The 19,356-nt window shown below is 53.5% G+C and carries 18 protein-coding genes and 1 tRNA gene; 11 read left to right on the top strand and 8 right to left on the bottom strand.

Annotated elements, in window-relative coordinates; genetic code table 11:
- Positions 1-2,565 carry a family 43 glycosylhydrolase gene (locus tag ACLHIJ_RS01590; protein WP_411298334.1) on the bottom strand — a complete coding sequence of 855 codons (2,565 nt, stop codon included), beginning with the start codon at positions 2,563-2,565 and terminating at the stop codon, positions 1-3.
- Positions 2,566-2,897: 332 nt separating this feature from the next.
- Positions 2,898-4,022, bottom strand: coding sequence for a 4-hydroxy-3-methylbut-2-enyl diphosphate reductase (locus ACLHIJ_RS01585; RefSeq protein ID WP_411296002.1), 1,125 nt, complete (start codon positions 4,020-4,022; stop codon positions 2,898-2,900).
- A gap of 600 nt (positions 4,023-4,622) precedes the next feature.
- On the opposite strand from ACLHIJ_RS01585, the gene xseA reads away from it, so the two are divergent.
- The 3 genes from xseA to ACLHIJ_RS01570 are packed head-to-tail and all read left to right on the top strand — an operon-like array spanning position 4,623 to position 7,263.
- Positions 4,623-5,888: an exodeoxyribonuclease VII large subunit gene (gene xseA / locus ACLHIJ_RS01580; RefSeq protein WP_411295895.1), complete on the top strand. Its 1,266-nt coding sequence runs from the start codon at positions 4,623-4,625 to the stop codon at positions 5,886-5,888.
- Positions 5,885-6,310 (top strand): exodeoxyribonuclease VII small subunit, encoded by a 426-nt coding sequence (locus ACLHIJ_RS01575; RefSeq protein ID WP_411295896.1) that lies wholly within the window; start codon positions 5,885-5,887, stop codon positions 6,308-6,310. The genes xseA and ACLHIJ_RS01575 overlap by 4 nt, the downstream gene beginning before the upstream one ends.
- Entirely contained in the window at positions 6,307-7,263 is a 957-nt protein-coding gene (locus tag ACLHIJ_RS01570; protein ID WP_411295897.1) for a carbohydrate kinase family protein, read from the top strand. Before ACLHIJ_RS01575 ends, ACLHIJ_RS01570 begins: the two co-directional genes overlap by 4 nt.
- 118 nt (positions 7,264-7,381) lie before the next feature.
- Here ACLHIJ_RS01570 and ACLHIJ_RS01565 read toward each other — a convergent pair whose 3' ends face one another.
- Both ACLHIJ_RS01565 and ACLHIJ_RS01560 read right to left on the bottom strand, forming a co-directional pair.
- Positions 7,382-8,143: an isoprenyl transferase gene (locus tag ACLHIJ_RS01565; protein ID WP_411295898.1), complete on the bottom strand. Its 762-nt coding sequence runs from the start codon at positions 8,141-8,143 to the stop codon at positions 7,382-7,384.
- A 100-nt stretch (positions 8,144-8,243) separates the two neighbouring features.
- The gene (locus ACLHIJ_RS01560; RefSeq protein ID WP_411295899.1) at positions 8,244-8,411 is read right to left on the bottom strand and encodes a hypothetical protein; all 168 of its coding nucleotides are present in this window, start codon (positions 8,409-8,411) and stop codon (positions 8,244-8,246) included.
- A 19-nt stretch (positions 8,412-8,430) separates the two neighbouring features.
- Here ACLHIJ_RS01560 and trhA point away from each other — a divergent pair, with 19 nt between their 5' ends.
- Both trhA and ACLHIJ_RS01550 read left to right on the top strand, forming a co-directional pair.
- Entirely contained in the window at positions 8,431-9,141 is a 711-nt protein-coding gene (gene trhA, locus ACLHIJ_RS01555) for a PAQR family membrane homeostasis protein TrhA (protein ID WP_411296003.1), read from the top strand.
- Positions 9,142-9,657: 516 nt separating this feature from the next.
- A complete protein-coding gene (locus ACLHIJ_RS01550; RefSeq protein ID WP_411298333.1) occupies positions 9,658-10,650 on the top strand; it encodes a PPK2 family polyphosphate kinase in 993 nt (330 codons plus the stop codon).
- A gap of 340 nt (positions 10,651-10,990) precedes the next feature.
- Here the strand turns inward: ACLHIJ_RS01550 and mca are convergent, their stop codons facing one another.
- On the bottom strand, positions 10,991-11,866 hold the full coding sequence (mca, locus tag ACLHIJ_RS01545; protein ID WP_411295901.1) for a mycothiol conjugate amidase Mca: 876 nt from the start codon (positions 11,864-11,866) through the stop codon (positions 10,991-10,993).
- Between the two features lie 254 nt (positions 11,867-12,120).
- Between mca and greA the strand changes: the two genes are divergently transcribed.
- From greA to ACLHIJ_RS01530, 3 genes are all read left to right on the top strand, one after another.
- A complete protein-coding gene (gene greA / locus ACLHIJ_RS01540) occupies positions 12,121-12,597 on the top strand; it encodes a transcription elongation factor GreA (protein ID WP_411295902.1) in 477 nt (158 codons plus the stop codon).
- Complete coding sequence (gene msrA / locus ACLHIJ_RS01535) at positions 12,597-13,517, top strand: peptide-methionine (S)-S-oxide reductase MsrA (RefSeq protein WP_411295903.1); 921 nt, start codon at positions 12,597-12,599, stop codon at positions 13,515-13,517. The genes greA and msrA overlap by 1 nt, the downstream gene beginning before the upstream one ends.
- Positions 13,518-14,356: 839 nt before the next feature.
- Positions 14,357-14,800 (top strand): FKBP-type peptidyl-prolyl cis-trans isomerase, encoded by a 444-nt coding sequence (locus ACLHIJ_RS01530; protein ID WP_411295904.1) that lies wholly within the window; start codon positions 14,357-14,359, stop codon positions 14,798-14,800.
- A gap of 304 nt (positions 14,801-15,104) precedes the next feature.
- Here ACLHIJ_RS01530 and ACLHIJ_RS01525 read toward each other — a convergent pair whose 3' ends face one another.
- Entirely contained in the window at positions 15,105-15,968 is an 864-nt protein-coding gene (locus ACLHIJ_RS01525) for a Bax inhibitor-1/YccA family protein (protein WP_411295905.1), read from the bottom strand.
- A 244-nt stretch (positions 15,969-16,212) separates the two neighbouring features.
- Between ACLHIJ_RS01525 and ACLHIJ_RS01520 the strand changes: the two genes are divergently transcribed.
- The 3 genes from ACLHIJ_RS01520 to ACLHIJ_RS01510 all read left to right on the top strand — a co-directional run bounded on the left by ACLHIJ_RS01520 (position 16,213) and on the right by ACLHIJ_RS01510 (position 18,836).
- Entirely contained in the window at positions 16,213-17,325 is a 1,113-nt protein-coding gene (locus ACLHIJ_RS01520) for an ABC transporter ATP-binding protein (protein ID WP_411295906.1), read from the top strand.
- Between the two features lie 10 nt (positions 17,326-17,335).
- The gene (locus tag ACLHIJ_RS01515; protein ID WP_411295907.1) at positions 17,336-18,130 is read left to right on the top strand and encodes an ABC transporter permease subunit; all 795 of its coding nucleotides are present in this window, start codon (positions 17,336-17,338) and stop codon (positions 18,128-18,130) included.
- A gap of 142 nt (positions 18,131-18,272) precedes the next feature.
- A complete protein-coding gene (locus ACLHIJ_RS01510) occupies positions 18,273-18,836 on the top strand; it encodes a lipoprotein LpqH (RefSeq protein ID WP_411298332.1) in 564 nt (187 codons plus the stop codon).
- An 86-nt stretch (positions 18,837-18,922) separates the two neighbouring features.
- On the opposite strand, the gene ACLHIJ_RS01505 is transcribed toward ACLHIJ_RS01510, so the two are convergent.
- Together ACLHIJ_RS01505 and ACLHIJ_RS01500 are read right to left on the bottom strand one after the other, a co-directional pair.
- Complete coding sequence (locus ACLHIJ_RS01505) at positions 18,923-19,063, bottom strand: hypothetical protein (protein WP_411298331.1); 141 nt, start codon at positions 19,061-19,063, stop codon at positions 18,923-18,925.
- A 77-nt stretch (positions 19,064-19,140) separates the two neighbouring features.
- A tRNA-Leu gene (locus ACLHIJ_RS01500) sits at positions 19,141-19,213 on the bottom strand.
- Positions 19,214-19,356 lie beyond the last annotated feature (143 nt).

The raw sequence follows: 19,356 nt of genomic DNA, 5'->3' as shown, positions 1-19,356 counted from the left end.
TTAAAAACGGCGACGCGCTACCGTCATACAGACGCCACCCATCAGCAAAGCAACAGCAACCAGCCCTATTACCGAAACTGCCGCTCCGGTATGACTGAGCGAAGCACCAGAATGGCTTGAGGCAATAACTGTGCCCTCTGGTTGCGGCGTCGGAGTACCCGGATGCGTCGGCGTTCCCCCTGGCTTATCCGGTTGAACCACTGGCTTATCCCCTGGATCAGCAGGCTTTGGCTCTAACACAACAGCTCGAACTGCTGCGAGCGCCGCATCCATATCCGCCTGGGTTGCATTATTCTCTGCTGCCCGCCGCAAAACATCACGAGCCGCGTCAATTGCAGCCATATACTGCTTCCACGAGCCCTCCGTGTAATCTGCGCTGTTTAGCGTCTGCGACTTATCCACCTCAGCCTGAAGTTGCGTCGTATCTACAGCGGCACCTTTAGCGAAGCGATAAGAATACAGGTCAAATAGCTCTGCTGCCTCCGGCGCCGCAGCACGCTCCGCACCACCCACAAAACTGAAGAACACATTATGCACCCCAGTTGCCGTCATTGGCGCGTGATAATCCGCCGGCGTCGAACCGTCACCGGCTGGAATATTCACCGTTGCCACCGGCGCGGAATCCAAGGAATCTAACCGGACCTCAACCTTACCGCCAGCCTTACCAGCCGCCGAAATAGTTATTTGAGCCGCTCCTGGCTGACCAAAATCAACCTGAGATAAAGCCGTCCACTCACCGTTATTGATATTCGTGAGCTTCTGCCCCTTGCTGTTATCGGGAGTAATATCAACGACGCGAACCCCGGAACTGAGCTGGTAAACGTCACGGATACCAGAATCCCAAGCAATCGTCGAAGCCGGAATACCGCCATCAACATACGGATCCATATTCTTCACCTGCGGCAAGCCGTCATACGTCATGACAATATCGGCGATCGTACCGTCAGCATTAATAGTGATTGGGTCCAGATGAGTATTGCGGTAGCCTCGCGGTTTATCAAGATTTCCCCCGTCAGTTAAGGCTTTCGCAACCGTCTGCGCATGGTAGGCCATGTACCATGAATCACCGAGCTTGACCATCGCATGATGATTATTACCACCCACCCCGAAATATTTGGCAGGGTTTTGCATAATCTCTCCCTGATAGGTGAACGGACCCATCGGGCTCTTCGAGGTCATATACCCAATCGTTCCATAACCAATATCATGAGAGTCAATCGTCTTTTCATGACTGAAATTCGTGCAATACGTGTAGTAGTAGGTATCCCCAATTTTTGCGATACCCGAATCTTCAAACATTGCCGGAGAATCAATAGGCTGGGCCTCACCCACCGTGGAAATCATGTCCTCACCCAGTTTGATGACGCGAGCCGTATTCGGATGCTCTTTCTTCCCCTCCGGCACGCCGCCACCATAATAGAGGTAACCCGTCCCGTCATCATCAACGAGAACCGCCGGATCAAAGAGCCAAACCACGCCCTCTGACGCTTGCGTTCCCCACTTAATAAGCAGCTCTCCCTTTGGATCAGACCACGGTCCAACCGGACTATCCGAAGTCAACACCCCGACACCCGAGCCGCCATTAGCAAAATACAGGAAGAACTTTTCCGCACCATTGATCGTCTTGTGTGCTACGGCAGGCGCCCAAGAATTATTTGCCCACGGCGCAACCCCTTGCGGACCCGCCACACGGATATACCCTTCATTGCGCCAATTCACCATGTCATCGGTGGATAACACATTGATGGTCTTAACATCTGCGAAAGAATTATCTTTGATATTCCCTTTAGCGTCGTACTCATAGTCATAGGTCAAGGAACCATCAGGATTAATCTTGGTGGCGTCACCCGTCGTATAAACATACACTCGCCCGTTGTATTCCATCGCCCAGGGATCGGCACCATACCAGTAGTCGATAATGGGATTAGATTTCCCAATCTGTTTGGCAGCTTGCGCCTTTCCAACGGGACGCACCACAGGCTGCGGCGGAGTACCCATAATAGAGACGTCATCAACTAGGAAATCCGCCGTCTTGCCTGAGTTGTACACCGTCTCAATAACAAGCGACGGCTTCTCATCGTTAACCTGCAAGGCAGCACTGCCGGTAATCTTCGTCCATGTGCCCGCGCTCACCGCAGCGGAGGCCAACTGGCCACATCCAGAGAAATCACCAGCACATACCGTCATGTTAAAGGTGGCGTCTTCTGTGGATTTAATCCACATCGTCGCCGTGTATTCCTCACCTTTGACAAACTTTCCAGCAAGCGACTGGACGATACCTGCGTCAGTTGCCTTCCGGTTACTCACTTTGACGGCCGCAGAGCCCGAATGTACGTCATCGCTGACAATCTCAATGGTTGACGCCGATTCTTGGAAAAACTTTCCTGATTTCCAGCCGTCAAGACCTTTTTCAAAACCACCATTCGTGACGAGATCCGTCGCATCGGCCGCCACCGCGTTGTGCCCACCGATTCCAACTAATGCGACGCCCAACAGTGCCCCGCTAGCAATCCCCGATATTATTCGACTCCATCGAGCGGCATGACCGCTCTGATTTGTTCTCATTTTTATTCTCCTCTTCCGCGCAACTTTGCACACGAGAGCAGTAATTTTCCACTATTTAGTGGTGTGCAACAGTGCGCTACGCCGCCGTGTTTTAACGTTCACATTCCCCGATGAATGCGTGCGCACATATATAAACATGCGTAAAACAGGGCGTTACCCGCAACGCTATCACATAACTGCTGGCAGCATGAGAGAAAGAAGAACGATCTTCAATGCCCGCACCAACACTAAAGGCAATTTCTGCAACAAAATAGCCAAGTAAAAATCGGCAGTTCCGCGAAAGTAATTAGATAAGGAAGATACGCAAAACGAGCATAGCCCTGCATAGTGCTCTACTCAGACGCGGTCGTCTCTGATCGGTTATGCCCTACGATATTCTCCGTCCGGCGCGCATTAGAAGTCTGTGGGCGCTGCTCTCGCGCTCGCACCTTATGTGGGCGATCTGGCTCAACACCAATCGCTTTTAAGTCTGCCCGCAGATTCTTCGGCAAAGAGAACTGGACGTCTTCCTGGACCGTCGTCACCGGAATAACCTCGGTATAACCTAAGACCTTCAACCAATCCACCACATCGCGAACCAAAATCTCCGGGACGGACGCCCCTGAAGTCACCCCTACCGTCTGCGCCTGACTGAACCACTCCTCGCGCAACTCCTCAGCCTTATCCACCCGATATGCCGCTTTCGCGCCTGCTTCCAAGGCCACCTCAACGAGCCGCATTGAATTCGAGGAATTTGCCGAACCGACGGTAATAACCACATCAGATTCCGGCGCCATCTTTTTCACGGCCCCTTGACGATTCTGCGTGGCATAACAGATGTTATCCGAAGGCGGATCAATTAATTCTGGGAATCGCTCCCGCAACAATGTGACGATCTCCAGCGTTTCATCTACCGATAAAGTCGTCTGCGAAATCCATGCCACCCGACGTGGATCGCGAACCTGGATATTCGGGACGTCTTGCGGGCCATTAACGATCTGAATATGAGCCGGAGCTTCTCCGTACGTCCCCTCCACTTCTTCGTGCCCAGCATGACCGATCAGCAGAATATCGTAATCATCGTGCGCGAAACGAATGGCCTGTTTATGCACCTTCGTCACCAATGGGCAGGTCGCATCGATTGTCAGCAAGGAACGAGCGTCAGCCCGTTCATGCACCTGCGGGGAAACCCCATGAGCGGAAAAAACGACGCGCTCACCCTCCGGCACTTCATCGGTATCATCAACAAAAATTGCCCCACGACGCGAGAGGGTTTCGACCACAAATTTGTTATGCACGATCTCTTTACGCACATAAATCGGTGCCCCATAAAGCTCTAAGGCCTTTTCCACCGCGTCAACAGCTCTATCCACTCCAGCACAGTATCCGCGTGGAGTCGCCACGAGAATACGCTTGCCATCCCTCGCAGGGGACGACGGAATATCCTGCGGAAATGCCGAAGCGCCAGCTAAGCTCATCGGAGTTACCTGCTCAGCAGTTTTATCCATCGACGTCATCTCCTCACATATTCCTAGCCACAATAACAATTCCTGCCCAACAGCACATAGCTATTTACCGACATAGCCTACGCACCCACAGCGTCAACGTCGATGATACCCCTAGCCAGGTTCCACACCGTGAGCTATCCACAGCTACACCTGTTTCATAGGAAATAGACTTCCGACGCTCATGGCCGCGCATATCCAAGCGACTCACATTTTCAGCTATCTGCACCTGACAGCCTGATTATGCGCCCGCTATTTCCTTTCTCCGCCCGCCCCCGCCTAAGCAGTACTTTCCAATGCTCACGCTCCCACTATTCCTCACGTGCTACCACTACCTTCTCACCAGTACACCTTCACTAAAAGCTAAACGGGGACGCCCACCCCTTCTATTTTTGCTCCGCTATCCAAATTGCATTTTGCTACCACACATCGCAGAAAAACTACCCGCCGCATACAGCACGCGCTCTTATCCTAAAGCGCGGATCCACTGCCATCGCAGCGCACCAATGCGCACTGCCATCTCGATAAGCCGCTATCTGTTTGGCGCACCCACAAATGGCGTATTCTTAAAGAATGACGACTCCAGTCACTATTCCGCCACATCTTCCACAGCGCACTGATCTCACCACGCCCGAACACCCCTGGCCACTAGGGCTGCTCGCTGTGAAGATGAAAGAATATATTGCGCACATTTCCCGACTCTGGGTAGAGGGGGAAATCACCCAATTCACCATGCGCCCTGGGGCGAAAGTGCAATTCTTCCGGCTACAAGATCCATCTGATAACCGCAGTATGCAGGTGAAGATCTGGACGACTGCAATCCCTGCCGGACTACACGAAGGAATGCGAGTCGTTCTCGGCGTCAAACCTGATTTTTGGGACGGAAAAGGGGAATTCACCCTCCAAGCATTCGACATCCGCCCGGTCGGCACCGGCGATCTCCTGGCTCGCATCGAAGCACTGCGCGCCCAACTCGCCGCCGAAGGGCTCTTCCATGCCTCCCGCAAACGCCCACTGCCCTTTCTTCCACGCACAATCGGCTTAATTTGCGGTCGAAACACCAAAGCAAAAGAAGATGTCGTGGAAAACGTCGTCCGTCGCTGGCCTGCCGCACGTTTCGATATTCGCGAAGTTGTCGTTCAAGGTCCCACTGCCGTTGACCAGATGCTCGGAGCATTAGACACTCTCGCCCAACAAGCCGAGGTTGACGTCATCATCTTTGCCCGTGGCGGCGGCTCCGTCGAAGATCTCTTCCCATTCTCTGACGAGCGGCTCCTGCGCGCAGTCAGTGCCGTACCGATTCCCGTCGTCTCTGCAATTGGCCATGAAGGAGATTGCCCACTGCTAGACCTGGTTGCAGATTTCCGTGCGTCAACCCCGACCGACGCGGCAAAAAACGTCGTCCCAAATATGAGCGAAGAAAAAGAACAGCTCGCTGCTGCCCTCCAGCGTGGACGTTCCGCTATTACGAACCGCCTGGCAACGGCCGCACACGACGTCCAGCTTTTGCGCTCACATCCGGCATTCTCGCAGCCAACTCGCCTGGTCGATATGCGCGGTGAAGATTTACGCTACCAGCGTCAGTGGCTCACTGAGCTTATTAACCGCTTCACCGCCGAGCAACGCACCTCACTGGCTTCAGATATTGCGCATTTGCGCGCGCTTTCTCCGCTGGCTACTTTGCAAAGAGGGTACGCTGTATTACGTACCCCGCACGGAGTTCTCTCTCGCGTGCGCGACGCTAACGTCGGCATGGTCGCCCACGCCACGTTGGCTGACGGGTCTTTCGATATCACTATCGACCGGATCACCCCTGCGGATCGAAAGGAACGCCTATGAGCACTCCACAATCTGCCATTCGCACGCCGGACGAGCTCGATGCCGAAGTAGCCGCATTGAGCTACGAGGAGGCGCGCTCGCAGCTAGCGGGTATCGTCGCCATTCTTGACCAAGGGAATTTATCGCTGGATGAGGCCATCGCCCAATGGGAACGCGGAGAAGCCCTTGCACGCCGCTGTGAAGCCTGGCTCGATAGCGCCCGCCAACGCTTACAAGCCGCCCAAGATCGCGCTCGGATAACCTCCGCTGGCGCCCTCGATACCTCGGATCATTCAGCGGAATCCTCTGGCAATGGCAATACCTCCCCAATCTCAAATGGGCACGCACCAGATTCACCATCTAAGACCCCAACGCAATCCTCGGCGTCGAATCATCCTCACAACTTCGCCACACCTGAGAGTCAGGGTGAGGGGCTGTCATGAGTTGCCTGGTCATCGGCGAATCCCTGATCGACGTCGTTAAACGAGCAGACGGAACAACGACTCGCCATCCTGGTGGATCTCCGATGAATGTTGCCGTCGGTCTGGCACGGCTCGGCCGCAACGCCCACCTGCTCACTCGAATAGGGGATGACGCTGACGGGCTAACAATTCGGCGCTACCTAGACAACGCCGGTGTACATCTGCTCCCTGATTCCATCGTCGTTGAACCAACCTCCATCGCATTAGCGACAATTGACGACTATGGCGCGCCAACATATCGTTTCGATGTCCACTGTGCTTACCGAGAGCCACCGACGAGCGCTGAAGAGATTGCCGAGCTCCTTGCAGCCCCTCCGCAGCACGTCCATATTGGATCCATCGGCGCTCACCTGCACCCTGGCGCGGATACCGTCCGGCGGTGGATTGAACTTCTCCACCCATATTCCACGATTTCCTATGATCCGAATGTGCGGCTTTCCATTCTCCGCTCAGCCCAAGCTGTGATTGATGATATTGCTCGTCTTGTGCCGTATCTCGATGTGGTTAAAGCCTCCGCTGCGGATTTAGCAGAACTCGCCGGTCATCCCATTGATCCGGACGAGGCTGCCGCCCGATTCCTTAATGCTGGCGTCAAGCTCGTCGCTATCACTACTGGCGCTGATGGAATGCGCATATACACTGGCACTCATTCCATAAGTGTTCCCGCTGCCTCGGTAACGGTTGTCGATTGCGTGGGCGCAGGTGACGCCCTTATGGCAGCTTTAATTGACGGGTTAGCACGGGTGAGTGTATTAGGGACCGACGGGCATGCTCTCAGCTCAATCTCCGCAAAGACGTTAACTTCAGTAGCGACCTATGCGGTGGCCGCTGCGGGGATCACGGTATCGCGAGCCGGAGCTAATCCCCCTACTCGCGACGAGCTAATCGAGCTGGGGCGCTACTTCACGATCTAATGTTACCTGCCAGCATTTTCTGCAGTGGGATCCTTATTTCTGCCAGTTGCCAGGCGTACCCCTGACGGCCAAGCATAGTGCGGGAGTACGTCTGCGCTGTACCGTTCAGGCTGTTCAGCTACTTTCCCATACGGCGCTCTCGCGCTGCGTAATCTCGCAAAGCCCGCAAGAGGTCAGTTCGCCGGAACTCTGGCCAGTACGCCTCACAAAAGTACAGTTCCGTATGTACCGTCTGCCATAGCATGAATCCGCTCATACGCTGCTCACCAGAGGTACGGATAATCAAATCTGGATCAGGCTGCCCTTTGGTGTACATGTGGTCAGTAATATCGGCGATCGTTACTTCGCGGGCGACGTCCTCTAGGCTGGCCCCGCGTTGTGCACATTCTGCAAGGTAGCTTCGCACGGCGTTCGTGATTTCTTGCCGCCCGCCGTATCCCACCGCGACGTTGACCGTCATGCCCTCAATCTGGGATGTTTCCTGTTGTGATGCTTGTAATCGTTGCGCCGCCTGGGAATCAACTAGCGTCAGATCGCCAATCATGCGGATTTTCCAGCGCTGGCTGGCCGCCAGATTCTCAACCGCGTCACAGATAATGCCGATGAGTTCAGTCAATTCGGCGTTACTGCGTTTGAGGTTATCTGTTGACAGCATCCATAGGGTGACGATCTGGATTCCGGCTTCTTCGCACCAGCCCAATACCTCGCTGATATGGTCTGCACCGCGACGATGACCCGTCGCAGCCGATGATCCGAGAGCTTTTGCCCAGCGGCGATTTCCGTCCAAAATGATGCCAACATGTGTTGGAATATTCGGACGGGCAATCTCCCGCGCTAGTCTGCGTTCGTATATTGAGTACAGAAACTCAGGAACTTTCATCCATGCTCCCTTGCCGGCTATCGAGCTGCTCTGCGGCTGGCAACCGTCAACAAAATCAGCCCTCCACGAAAATAGTCTACCGAGTAAGACCGCACTGTGCTCAGCAGATAAAACACACTACAGTGAAATACAACGTTCCCAGTTCAAACCGACGTGATGGATCAAGGATCATGGACAGCACACCTTCTTCGTTTTCATCCGCCGACTCTCCTCGGCATACTTCAACTCCGCCCAAGGTCATGCCCGATGCGGCTACTCCCACGCTCACAGGTAGAGCTACCCGCGTGATGGAAAAAGGCTCCACGCAAGATACTGCGCCGGCACACCCACCGGCAACCCGAGCAGAGCGGAAAGCGTTTTATGCCGCGTTGCCCAAACCGAGCGCACGTGGCTGGATTCATGCGTTAATTGCGCCGCTGGCACTGGCCAATGGTATTACTCTGGTGGTTCTCGCACCAACGATCCCTACTCGCCTCGGCTGCCTCGTCTTTGCTATTTCAGCAGTGCTCCTTTTTGGTAACTCGGGGGTTTATCATCGGGGGAACTGGAATGATTCCGTCAGCGCTGTATTGCAGCGAATTGACCATGCCAATATTTTCCTTCTTATCGCTGGCACATATACCCCGATGTCTATTTCTCTGCTTGAGGCCCGACGTGCAGTTTTAGTGTTGACGATCGTGTGGGCTGGGGCGATCACCGGGACGCTCATTCATGTATTCCATCTTCATGCTCCGCGTTGGTTTCTCGTTGCGCTCTATATTCTTTTAGGGTGGGTCGCTGTTTTCTTCCTTCCAGATTTTCTTCACAGCGGCGGGGTGGCCATCTTGGTTTTGCTGTTGTGTGGCGGGGTGGCATATACGGTTGGCGCGGTGTTTTATGCGATGCGGTGGCCGAATCCTTGGCCGGCTCATTTTGGGTTTCACGAGTTTTTCCATGTGGGCACCGTCGTGGGGTATATCTGCCATTCGATTGCCGTATGGCTGGCCATTTTTCATTAGGAATACGATAAGCGGTGCCGGTGGCGGTATTGCTGCGCGGGTGTTCCGTTCTCGCAATGTTCTAGCCTTTTGTAGTGGCCAGCATACGTATTTGTGCCTTTATGCCACATAAAAGCTCTCATTAGCGCAAAACGCCAGGCATATAGCTGGCGGATGCATCTGCTTTCGTTATGTGCCCTGCACATATATTCACATGTATTTTCTCGAGTTATAGGAGAACAGACGTTAAAGCCCGCACTTCGATAGCCCACTATCTACACACCCAACTATCTGATAGCCCGCCATCTGATGCCACACTGCCTGCGCTACCAGATAACGATCTTACATATTTCTCTCTCAGCACCGAACAGGGGCTACCGTCGGACCTCATTACCTACACGCACAAGGTATTCCACGAAAGCGCCCACTTACCTACCGTATTCACATCGGCATTTTCTGATATTGCGATCCCTCTTTCCGCTTCACATTCGAGGGAGTAGATTAAGGGGCATTAACTGACCGTCAAAGGAGATGATTATGTCATCACGTAAACGTACCGGCTCATGGAATACCCCTGCCAGTGAAGCCCTGCGCATGCCAGCAGGATTCGATCTATCGACGTTTGATCGGGCAAGCACCCCAGGTTTTTCGGGATCGAAGTCCTCCAGCAAAAAAGTGCTTGCTGCTCGGGGTCAGGTGCTTGACGCTCTCCAGGAACGTTTCTTTGCGCAGGCTCGCAGTGGGGATACGCGCAAACTTCTCGTCATCGTCCAGGGTCTGGATACCGCAGGCAAAGGCGGTCTTGCCCGGCATGTTCTTGGGCTGGTTGACCCGCAGGGCGTACATATTGCTAATTTTGGTAAACCAACCGAAGAAGAGCTGTCCCATCATTTCTTGTGGCGTATTACCCGCAAGCTGCCACCGGCTGGAAAGATTGGATACTTTGACCGCTCGCATTATGAGGACGTCCTTATCGGTCGGGTGGATAAGCTAGCGCCCGCGGAAGAGATCGAAAAGCGCTACGAGGAGATCAACACCTGGGAGCAGTCACTTATTGATGACGGGTTTACGCTCATTAAAGTGGGGTTGATGATTTCTCATCATGAGCAAGGTCTGCGGCTTGCTGAACGTCTTGCCCGAAAAGATAAGTGGTGGAAGTACAGCTCGGGAGATATTGATACCCGTAAAAAGTGGGACGCCTATCAGGAGGCGTATCAGATCATGTTTGAGCGTACCAATACGCCATATGCTCCGTGGTTTATTATCCCTGCGGATAAGAAGTGGTATGCCCGATTGGCTGTCACCGAGCTCATTATTGAAGCCCTGGAAGCCTATCAGCAGAATTGGCCGGTGCCCCGTTGGCATTTGGATGTGCAAATTCGCCGATTGACGGAGACTCTCCCTAAGCCCTCGCGCGCGGCGAAGAAACTGTTGAAGAAAGCCCGCGCTTTGGCTGAAAAATCTAGTCGTGCTACCCCAAACGGGAATGAGGAAGAAAAAGCTGACGATCCAGATACAGAGGCGAACTAAACTGAGCTGAACTGAATGCTAGCAAAGGCGCTTCAAGCGCCGCGCATCCCAGCCACTGACGGATGGTTCCTAACGCCGGAGAATAGACCGGCTACGCCTCATTGAGTCAGGAAAATAGGCTGGCTGCGTCCCATGCGGCTGACTCACGCTTGAAGTGTGCAAGCTGGGCTGCGATAGCTCGCGGGAGGCGGCGCGATAAAATTTCTCATCGCGCCGCCTCCCGCCGCACTCGCCATACGCCCAGCATTCTCGGCTATCCGACGCTTAGTTGCGCAGCAATCTGGCTTACTCGCCGTCATTAGTTACGCAACAGCGCCGCGCCCATTTACCTGCCGCCTGCTTACATAAGAAGTTTTACACCTGGAATCCGTTCAAAGAGATCACGTTCTTGGGCCTCCGCCCGCCCAACTGTGCTCCATGCTAAGCAGAAGTCTTCCCAGGGCCACACTTGCGCTTCCAGATCGCGCGGGACGGCAAAGAAGAAGCCCTCCGGATCAATTTGTGTCGCATGCGCATGCAAGGCGGCGTCGCGCTGGGCAAAAAAGTCTGCGACATAGATCCGAGCACATGCCTCACCGTCGCTGCCCTCGCGCTGGGCGAGCCAGTCAGCGTAGGGGCTCTCGTGCCCCGAGGCACATAGCGCGTTGTGTAACGCCATATATCGAACGTAGGTGAAGGATAAATCGTAATAGACCTTTGATACGAGCCACGGATCGCCACATTCTGGATATGCATGTGGATCGTGTGCTGCCGCAATCGCCATCATTGAAGCGGTATGTACTCGAATGTGATCCGGATGTGGGTATCCGCCGTATTCGTTGTAGGTGGTTACAACCTGGGGGCGGAACGCGCGAATCTCCCGAACAAGTGCCTGCACGACCTCATGAATCGGGGTAAGGGCAAAACATCCAGCCGGAAGTTCTGGTAGCGGATCACCTTCGGGCAGCCCGGAATCGACGAAACCTAACCATACGTGCTCAATACCTAAAGCGCGTGCCGCATGTGCCATTTCCATCCGGCGGATCTGAGGTAAGTTTTCTGCAATCTGTGGATCGTCACGTAAATGCGGGTTGAGCACGTCTCCGCGTTCTCCTCCAGTACACGTCACCACACGTACTCGACCTGCAGTTGCGTATTTCGCCATCATGCCCGCGCCTTTTGATGATTCATCATCCGGATGAGCATGAATTGCCATAAGCCGACGTTCGTTAACCATAGTGAGCCTCCTTGCATAACGCACGACGAGGGCAGGGAACCTGAGATTCGTTTGCCTGCATGGTTCTTGTCCCCGATTATAGGAGGCTTAGCGTATCGTGTCTGTACGACCCAGTTAGACCGCTGTGGGCAAAACTTGGGGATCACAGTTGGCTATGTCCTCGTGTCGGTGATACCCTCACGGCACTAGGCATGCGAGCAGGATAAGATAAGCTTGCACTCACACTCACGGCCGAAATTCAAGGAGATGAGATCATGGCTGAGGCGACGTGGCTTTCGCAGGAATCATACGATCGGCTTTCCCAGGAACTACACGAGTTAAAGACGACACGCCGGCAAGAAATCACTGAGCGTATCGCTGCTGCGCGAGCGGAAGGCGACTTGCGGGAGAATGGCGGCTACCACGCTGCCCGCGAGGAGCAGTCGAAGATTGAGGGGCGGATCCAGGAACTAACTTACTTACTAGAAAATGCCGAGGTTGGTCAGGCTCCCACTGAGACGGATGTAGTTGCTCCTGGTCTGGTGATTACTGCGTCGGTTAACGGCAAGGAAAAGCGTTTCCTATTGGGATCGCGAGAATCGAACGACTGGGTTGATGTTGACGTCTATCCAGAAAATGCCCCCTTAGGTGCAGCAATCATGGGGAAGAAAGTGGGCGATACGACGTCTTATGTTGCCCCTAACGGCAAAGAGTTCACGGTGGAGATCACCAATATCGAGCCTTTGCAGTAATGGCAGGAATCCCAGATTTCTTCTCTCGGGCTGATGACGCTGATCGGCTATCTATAACCGGTCAGCCGTCGGCTCTTGCGCAAGATCAAGGGATTCATCCGCAATCTTCCCTCCCCCAGCAGCAGAGCGTTGTTTCTCGCTCCCACCCCTCTCAATTGCGGGGTGCTAATCCCAGCTCTGGCGATACTCCGATTCCCCGTCAGCCCGCTGATGACGCTCAGATGCCGCACGCAAAGGATCAGCCGTTGAGTGAGCTCCCCGATGACATGCCGAGGACGGATCATTTTATGGATCCCGTGGCAGTTGGTCGCACCTCGCCCATTGCGCGATCGCTTGGTTTGCACGCTATCTTTGCCTGCCCGTTGCTTGATCCGATCTCCGCCGATCAGGCCGAGATTTTTCTCGCTGCCGGCTGCTATTGGGGGCTTGAAGAAATCATGTGGCAGTTAGCCGGCGTGGAGAATACCTGCGTCGGTTTCATGGGCGGGGTTACATCTAATCCGACGTATTCCGAAGTATGTAGTGGCATGACCGGGCACGCAGAAACTGTGCGGGTGGTTTATCGCCACCGTGATCCTGATGTGCTTGCGCATATTCTCCGCACTTTTTGGGAGTGCCACGATCCCACCTCACTTAACCGCCAGGGCAATGACGTCGGCACCCAATACCGTTCGGCTATTTTTCCGACGACGACGCGGCAAGCAGAGATGGCACGGTGGAGTCGCGATCAGTATGACGTGGTGTTGCGTACTGCCGGGCATACGCCGATCGTCACGGATATCGTTCCGGCGGAACAAACCAGCGGCTTTTATCCGGCTGAGGATAGCCATCAACAGTATTTATTCAAAGTGCCGCATGGCTATCGCTGCCATGTTCGAACGGGATTAGCGTGCCCCATGCCGGGAACTAACCGACCATGAGCTTAGTAATTGGGGTATCTGATAGATGGTTAGCTAGCGGGAAACTTAGGCAGCAGGAAACTATCTAAGAGATCGCCGCGCCAGCGAGAAGCTCGCCAATAGCAGGCTAAACCGTAGGGCTTTCCCATGCCTCATTAATCCATGCATGTCTTTCGTTTGCCTTGATCCCTTTCTCCTCTTTTCTTTTTCTCCTCTGCGGCTGAGCAGGGTGGTGCGCGCTCGTTAGTATCCGCGTGTTACTTGCAGGGTGTGCTGTCAGAGATATGACGGCAATCATTTCGGATACCGAGTTTGATGGCAAAAATCTGCGCGATATGAGTGGCGGGTACGGATCGGCACTCGGATATGACACCACCGTATCGCTATTCGGATGTGACACCACAGCATCACCCTGCGTTAACAGTATTTTCGCTGCGTCTTTCCTCCGGTCTTACGTATCTTCTTTTCACGCCATTTACCCCACAGCACAATAATGCCCTTGCTGCCGGAGGGAACTGTAAGACAACTGAGCCATAGGTAGCTGAACTGCTGGCAAACAGACTACATAACGCAACTGGGCTATAAGGTAGCTGCGTTACTGGCGATCGCCCTGTCAGAGGCTGTTCCCGTATAAAAGACTCGTGCATATAAGACTACTTTTTTCGCGTTGGCTGATTAGATTAGCCCTCTGCTATCTTTGAGCACGACGATGTACATTTACCGCTCGCCGTACCGTATCTCCCAGCTATCCTGGCGGCTAGCCGCTGGTGATTGATCCGACGCCATACCAGCTAGTCCAATACCCCTACCTGGAACGACGCCCGCTACACTTAAAATGCCACACGTATGAAAGGGTAAATATGGACGTCAAAATGCCAAGCGTAGCCGGAAACTTTGGCGAACTGCCAGAACTGACTTTCCCACAAGATTGCGAACCACCTCGCGGCTTGCGCGTGCAGGTGCTTATTGAAGGCGATGGGCCAGTAGTTCGCGCCGGTGACGAGATTGAGGTGGACTATCACGGTCAGATTTGGAATGGCGAGATTTTCGACTCCTCCTACTACCGCGATACCCCGTCGATCTTCCCTATCGGGGTTGGCATGGTCATTGAGGGCTGGGATGAAGCAATTGTCGGCAAGCAGGTTGGTTCTCGTCTGCTGATCTCAGTTCCACCATTTAAGGGCTATGGAAAAGCAGGCAATCCGCGCGCTGGAATTACCGGCGAAGATATATTGGTCTTTGTCGTCGACATCAAGGGGCTGGCAAAATCCGCTTTCGATTTCAACTCACTTCACGATAATTAATTCCTTGCCGCCGCACGCAGTTATCCGAGAGAAATCGTCGGCTATCTAAGGCTCTTTTCTGTCTTGGATAACCGATTGCTTTCTTGGATAACCAATTGTTCTCTTGAATAACCGACGATTTCTCTCGCAGTTCATGCCAATCTCGCGCCAAAAGTCTCTCCGTGGCGCACGGCTAACGCGAGCTGAAATAGGAATTCTGATAGTACACACTAATGGTTTGGGTGGGTCAGCACGGAGCTGACCCACCCAAACCATTACATATAAGCGATCTACCTTGACTCTTCACAGCCGAAGAGCCCTAAGGCTAGTTCCGTGAATTCAGGATCGCGATGATCCGCAGAACCTCAACATAAATCCAGATAATCGTCATTACGATGGCGATACCGCACGTCCAGGAGAACTTCTTAGGCGCACCATTAGCAATCGCAATATTGACATCTTCGAAGTCAGCGATCAGCATGTAAGCGGCAACAAGAATCATTGCTGCGCCGATGACAACGCCAAGCGGCATCCCCATGATCTCGTAGCTACGAACGCCCCATGCCTGATTCTTAAAGACGCCGAAAGCCGAAAGTAGCATATTCGCAATGCAGAAGAAGAAGTATCCCATGCCGATAACGAGGACCATCTTGCGACCCTTCGTCGTCGTGCGAATCGTCCCTGAATAATGCAAGGCCAGGGTAACACCCACAATGATTGCCGTTGCGAGGATTGCTTGCAGAGCAATACCGGGGATGATCTGATTTAACGCACCAGTAATAGCGCCGAGAGCCACGCCCTCTAGCACGGCATACATCATGGCAAGAACGGGGCTAACCATACGCTGGAAGGCCAAGATCAGACCAACGACAACCGCAGCGATGACCGTCACAGACGCGGCTGGATACCATAACTGAGCGGGTAGCAAAATCACCGTCGCCACGCCACATAGCAGGGCCGTCCCCAACAGGATGGCCACCTTGTTCATTGCATCGGTGTACGTCATCCGAGACGGATCAGCCTGAGCAAACATATCTGTGCGCGGTGCCTGCTGCTCAAAATACGTTGAGGGAGCATATTGCTCGGCGTACCCAGTCTCATACTGAACACGCTGCTGCTCCCCATAGTTGTTCGGACGCTGCTGCGGCGTCGCGAAATATGGGTTACGAGTCGTAATCGGGTTGCTCACGAGCATCTCCTGTACATTCTTGGTCACGGGTTTGCGACCATCCTGCTTTCTATTCTAATGGCGGGATGGTCGCTGTCCATACTCGCGCCTCATTGTTCGATGACAGGATAATTCCCCACGTCACCATTACAGACAATATCCACCCACAGGAGGACTCTGACCAGCGGGAGTTAACCCCAGACGCGCATTTACCCGATGTTAGCGCCCGATAGACTGAATACATCCATCACTGAAGGAGGTATCAATGATTACCGTTGAACACCTGACTAAGGATTACGGCAAGACGCGGGCGGTAGACGATTTATCCTTTACCCTTCGCCCGGGCGCAGTAACTGGCTTCCTTGGTCCTAATGGTTCGGGCAAATCAACGACGATGCGGTGTATCGTCGGGCTGGATCAACCAACAAAAGGTCGCGTCTTGGTCGGCGGAGTAGAATATTGTAACTTGACGTCACCACTAACGACTGTCGGTGCCCTCTTGGATGGTAAAGCCTTCCACATGAGCCGCACACCCTACAGTCACCTGAAGATTATCGCTGCCACGCACGGTTTCCCTATGTCACGGGTCCAAGAAGTCATTGCAATGACTGGTCTTGAATCGGTAGCCCGTAAGAAGCTCCGCGGTTTCTCCCTCGGCATGTCACAACGAGTTGGGATTGCCAGCGCCTTGCTAGGCGATCCGAGAGTACTCATCTTTGATGAGCCAGTTAACGGCCTCGATCCCGACGGCGTACGCTGGATCCGTCAGCTCATGCGCAACCTAGCGGCTGAAGGGCGCACGATTCTTGTTTCTTCGCATTTGATGTCCGAGATGGCACAGACGGCAGATGATCTGGTCATTATTGGTCGTGGCCGCCTTATCGCCAATGGTCCAATTTCCCAGTTCACTGCTTCTTCTCAACATTCCACGATTCGCCTCGCCGGCCCCGATGCCGAGCTTATTCGTCGGGTATTACGAGAGGCGAACTTCGATATTCGCGAACTGCCATCCTCAAACGACTATCCCACCGGCGCTTTTGAGATTCCTGGTAATGATCGCGGAGCTATTGGCCATCTCATGTTCAGCAACAACATCGAGATTCACGAGCTAACAGCGATACATTCCTCCCTTGAGGATGTATTTATGGAGCTCACCGGCGATCAGGTGGAATATGCGTCCGGATCTGTTGGCGCCCCCTTTGCTGGTGCTCCCGGTGCAGGGGCCGGCTTAGCGGCTGGGTATCACAATCCGCCGCAGGGCAGTTATCCACCACCTGGTAGCTATCCACCTCCTGGGGGTATGCCACCGGCTACCAACACCCCCACCATGCCACAACATTTCAGCCCACCGATTCCGCGCGACGGATCCCAACAGTAAGGAGCTTCTCATGACATCAATGGTTCACAACAGCGTCTCCTTACCTGGATCGACTTATCATCCGACTTTTGCTCGGGTAGTCAAAGCAGAGCTGGAAAAAGCGAAAATCCCGGCAGTGCGTAACTCCATCATCATCGCTTTTGCGCTCTATGTTTTTGGCTCATTTATGAGCCGTCAGGGCGAATACACCAGCACCATCAGTGGGGAGCATGTCCTCGGCGGTTACTCAATCATTGCAATGGTTCTCATTGTCATCGGGAGCTTGCTCGTCACCTCAGAGTATTCGCAAAACACGATGCGGCAAACCGTTTTGAGTGATTCGCGACGCCTCAGGCTGTTTTGCAGCAAAGCTCTCGTCACAGTTGTCGTATCCCTCATAACAATTATTCCGACGCTATGCGCTGCTACCGCTATTTTCGCCGCTAAGAACGAACAGTTTGATTTTGCGATTGACGGGATTACACCGTATGCATACGCAACGATCTACCTCATTCTCCTTGCCTTATTCACTCTAGGGCTCGGGTACCTATTGCGCTCAACCGTGGGAACAACCTTCCTCATGCTTGCGGTGTTTTCTCTAAGCGATTTGATTAGCGTAATTCCGCTGAGATTTTGCCATGAGGTCCTCGCAGATCTCACGATTCCCGCCCTCGGAACGTATGCGATCACCGGGTTCTCCCGCGTAAGCACGTTTACTGGAACCCCGTTGCTTTCTGAACGCTGGATGGCACTTCTCATATTCTTTGGCTACACCGTCGTCATGTGCGCTATTGGTTTCCTGCGCTTTAAGAAGAGTGACGTTTAAGACCGATAGATATGTGATGAATATGGAGAGTATGCGCTCCTAGCGCATTTTCTCTCAGGGTTAACGCCAAACCTGGTAGGGTAAAGCGATATGCGCCGCTGGATAATCCGGCGGCGCATATTGTTACAAGAGAGGATGGAATATGACTCGACGCATGGCGATAATCGCAATGACCGCCCTCGTGGCAACATTTGCCGGATGCTCACAATCAACGCCATCTGGCACTACGTCACCTGCAACGTCAACTAACTCACCTGCCGCCAGCGCGAACGATACCGCAACCCACACGCCAGAAACCGATGATAGCGCTAATACGAACGGCAGCACACCAGCAGAAACCTCACCTGCAAATAGTTCCACAGCTACGGAAAACTTCGTATTGAGCATAGATGGTCAGCGCAGAGATCCAGGGCAATACACCCTCCGCTGCATAAGCGAAGGCCCACACAAGACGAAAATTCTGATCGAACGCCCAAACGCGAATCCCTATGTCGCTGTTATTGATAGCCAACTCCATGTTTTAGCACTTGATCTATCCGATCACGAGAACAACTCTTTGCATTGGAACAACGGAAATCCGAATGGCACAATAACAGCCCAACAAAACGGCAAAAGCTACACCATATCTGGCACAATGACCCAACACGATGCCAGCACACCCCAAGGGAGTAACGTCTCTGTTGAACTACAGGTCACCTGCCCATAACTCGCTAATTCGCAGGTAAACCTGGCTGCACACAATACAACATCAACTGATACAACAGGCAGCGTATGCTCGCCTATCTGGCACAATTACAGGCCGATACCTGAGCCCGATAGGCGAGCATACGCGCTAATCCTGGCAAAGAAAGATTGGTATTGCGCACAAAACCGAGTGCGCTCATCGAACAGCTCCTCATAGCCAGCGAGCAAATTCGATAGGAAAGCACGCACACATGACACCTGCGCGCCATACATAAGATCAATACGATGTGCCCGGCACACCCCAGATTCACGGGGATCACTTTCGGTGCCCCCACTGGGATTCGAACCCAGACTGGATCGATTTTAAGTCGACTGCCTCTGCCGTTGGGCTATGGGGGCGTGCCGCACGCGATGTTCTCGCTCAGCACACAAACGCAGTTCGTGCAGGTCCACACGACAACGTCCATGTCTAAGAGTACCCGCCAAAGCCCCAGATCAAAAACTGACTCGGCGCAGCTTGCGTAGTTCGATTAATATGGCAG

This window comes from Trueperella sp. LYQ141, assembly GCF_046599555.1.
Classification (GTDB): Bacteria; Actinomycetota; Actinomycetes; order Actinomycetales; family Actinomycetaceae; genus Trueperella.
The sequence above is the reverse complement of the archived record's forward strand: the minus strand, read 5'-3'. Positions and strand labels throughout refer to the sequence as shown.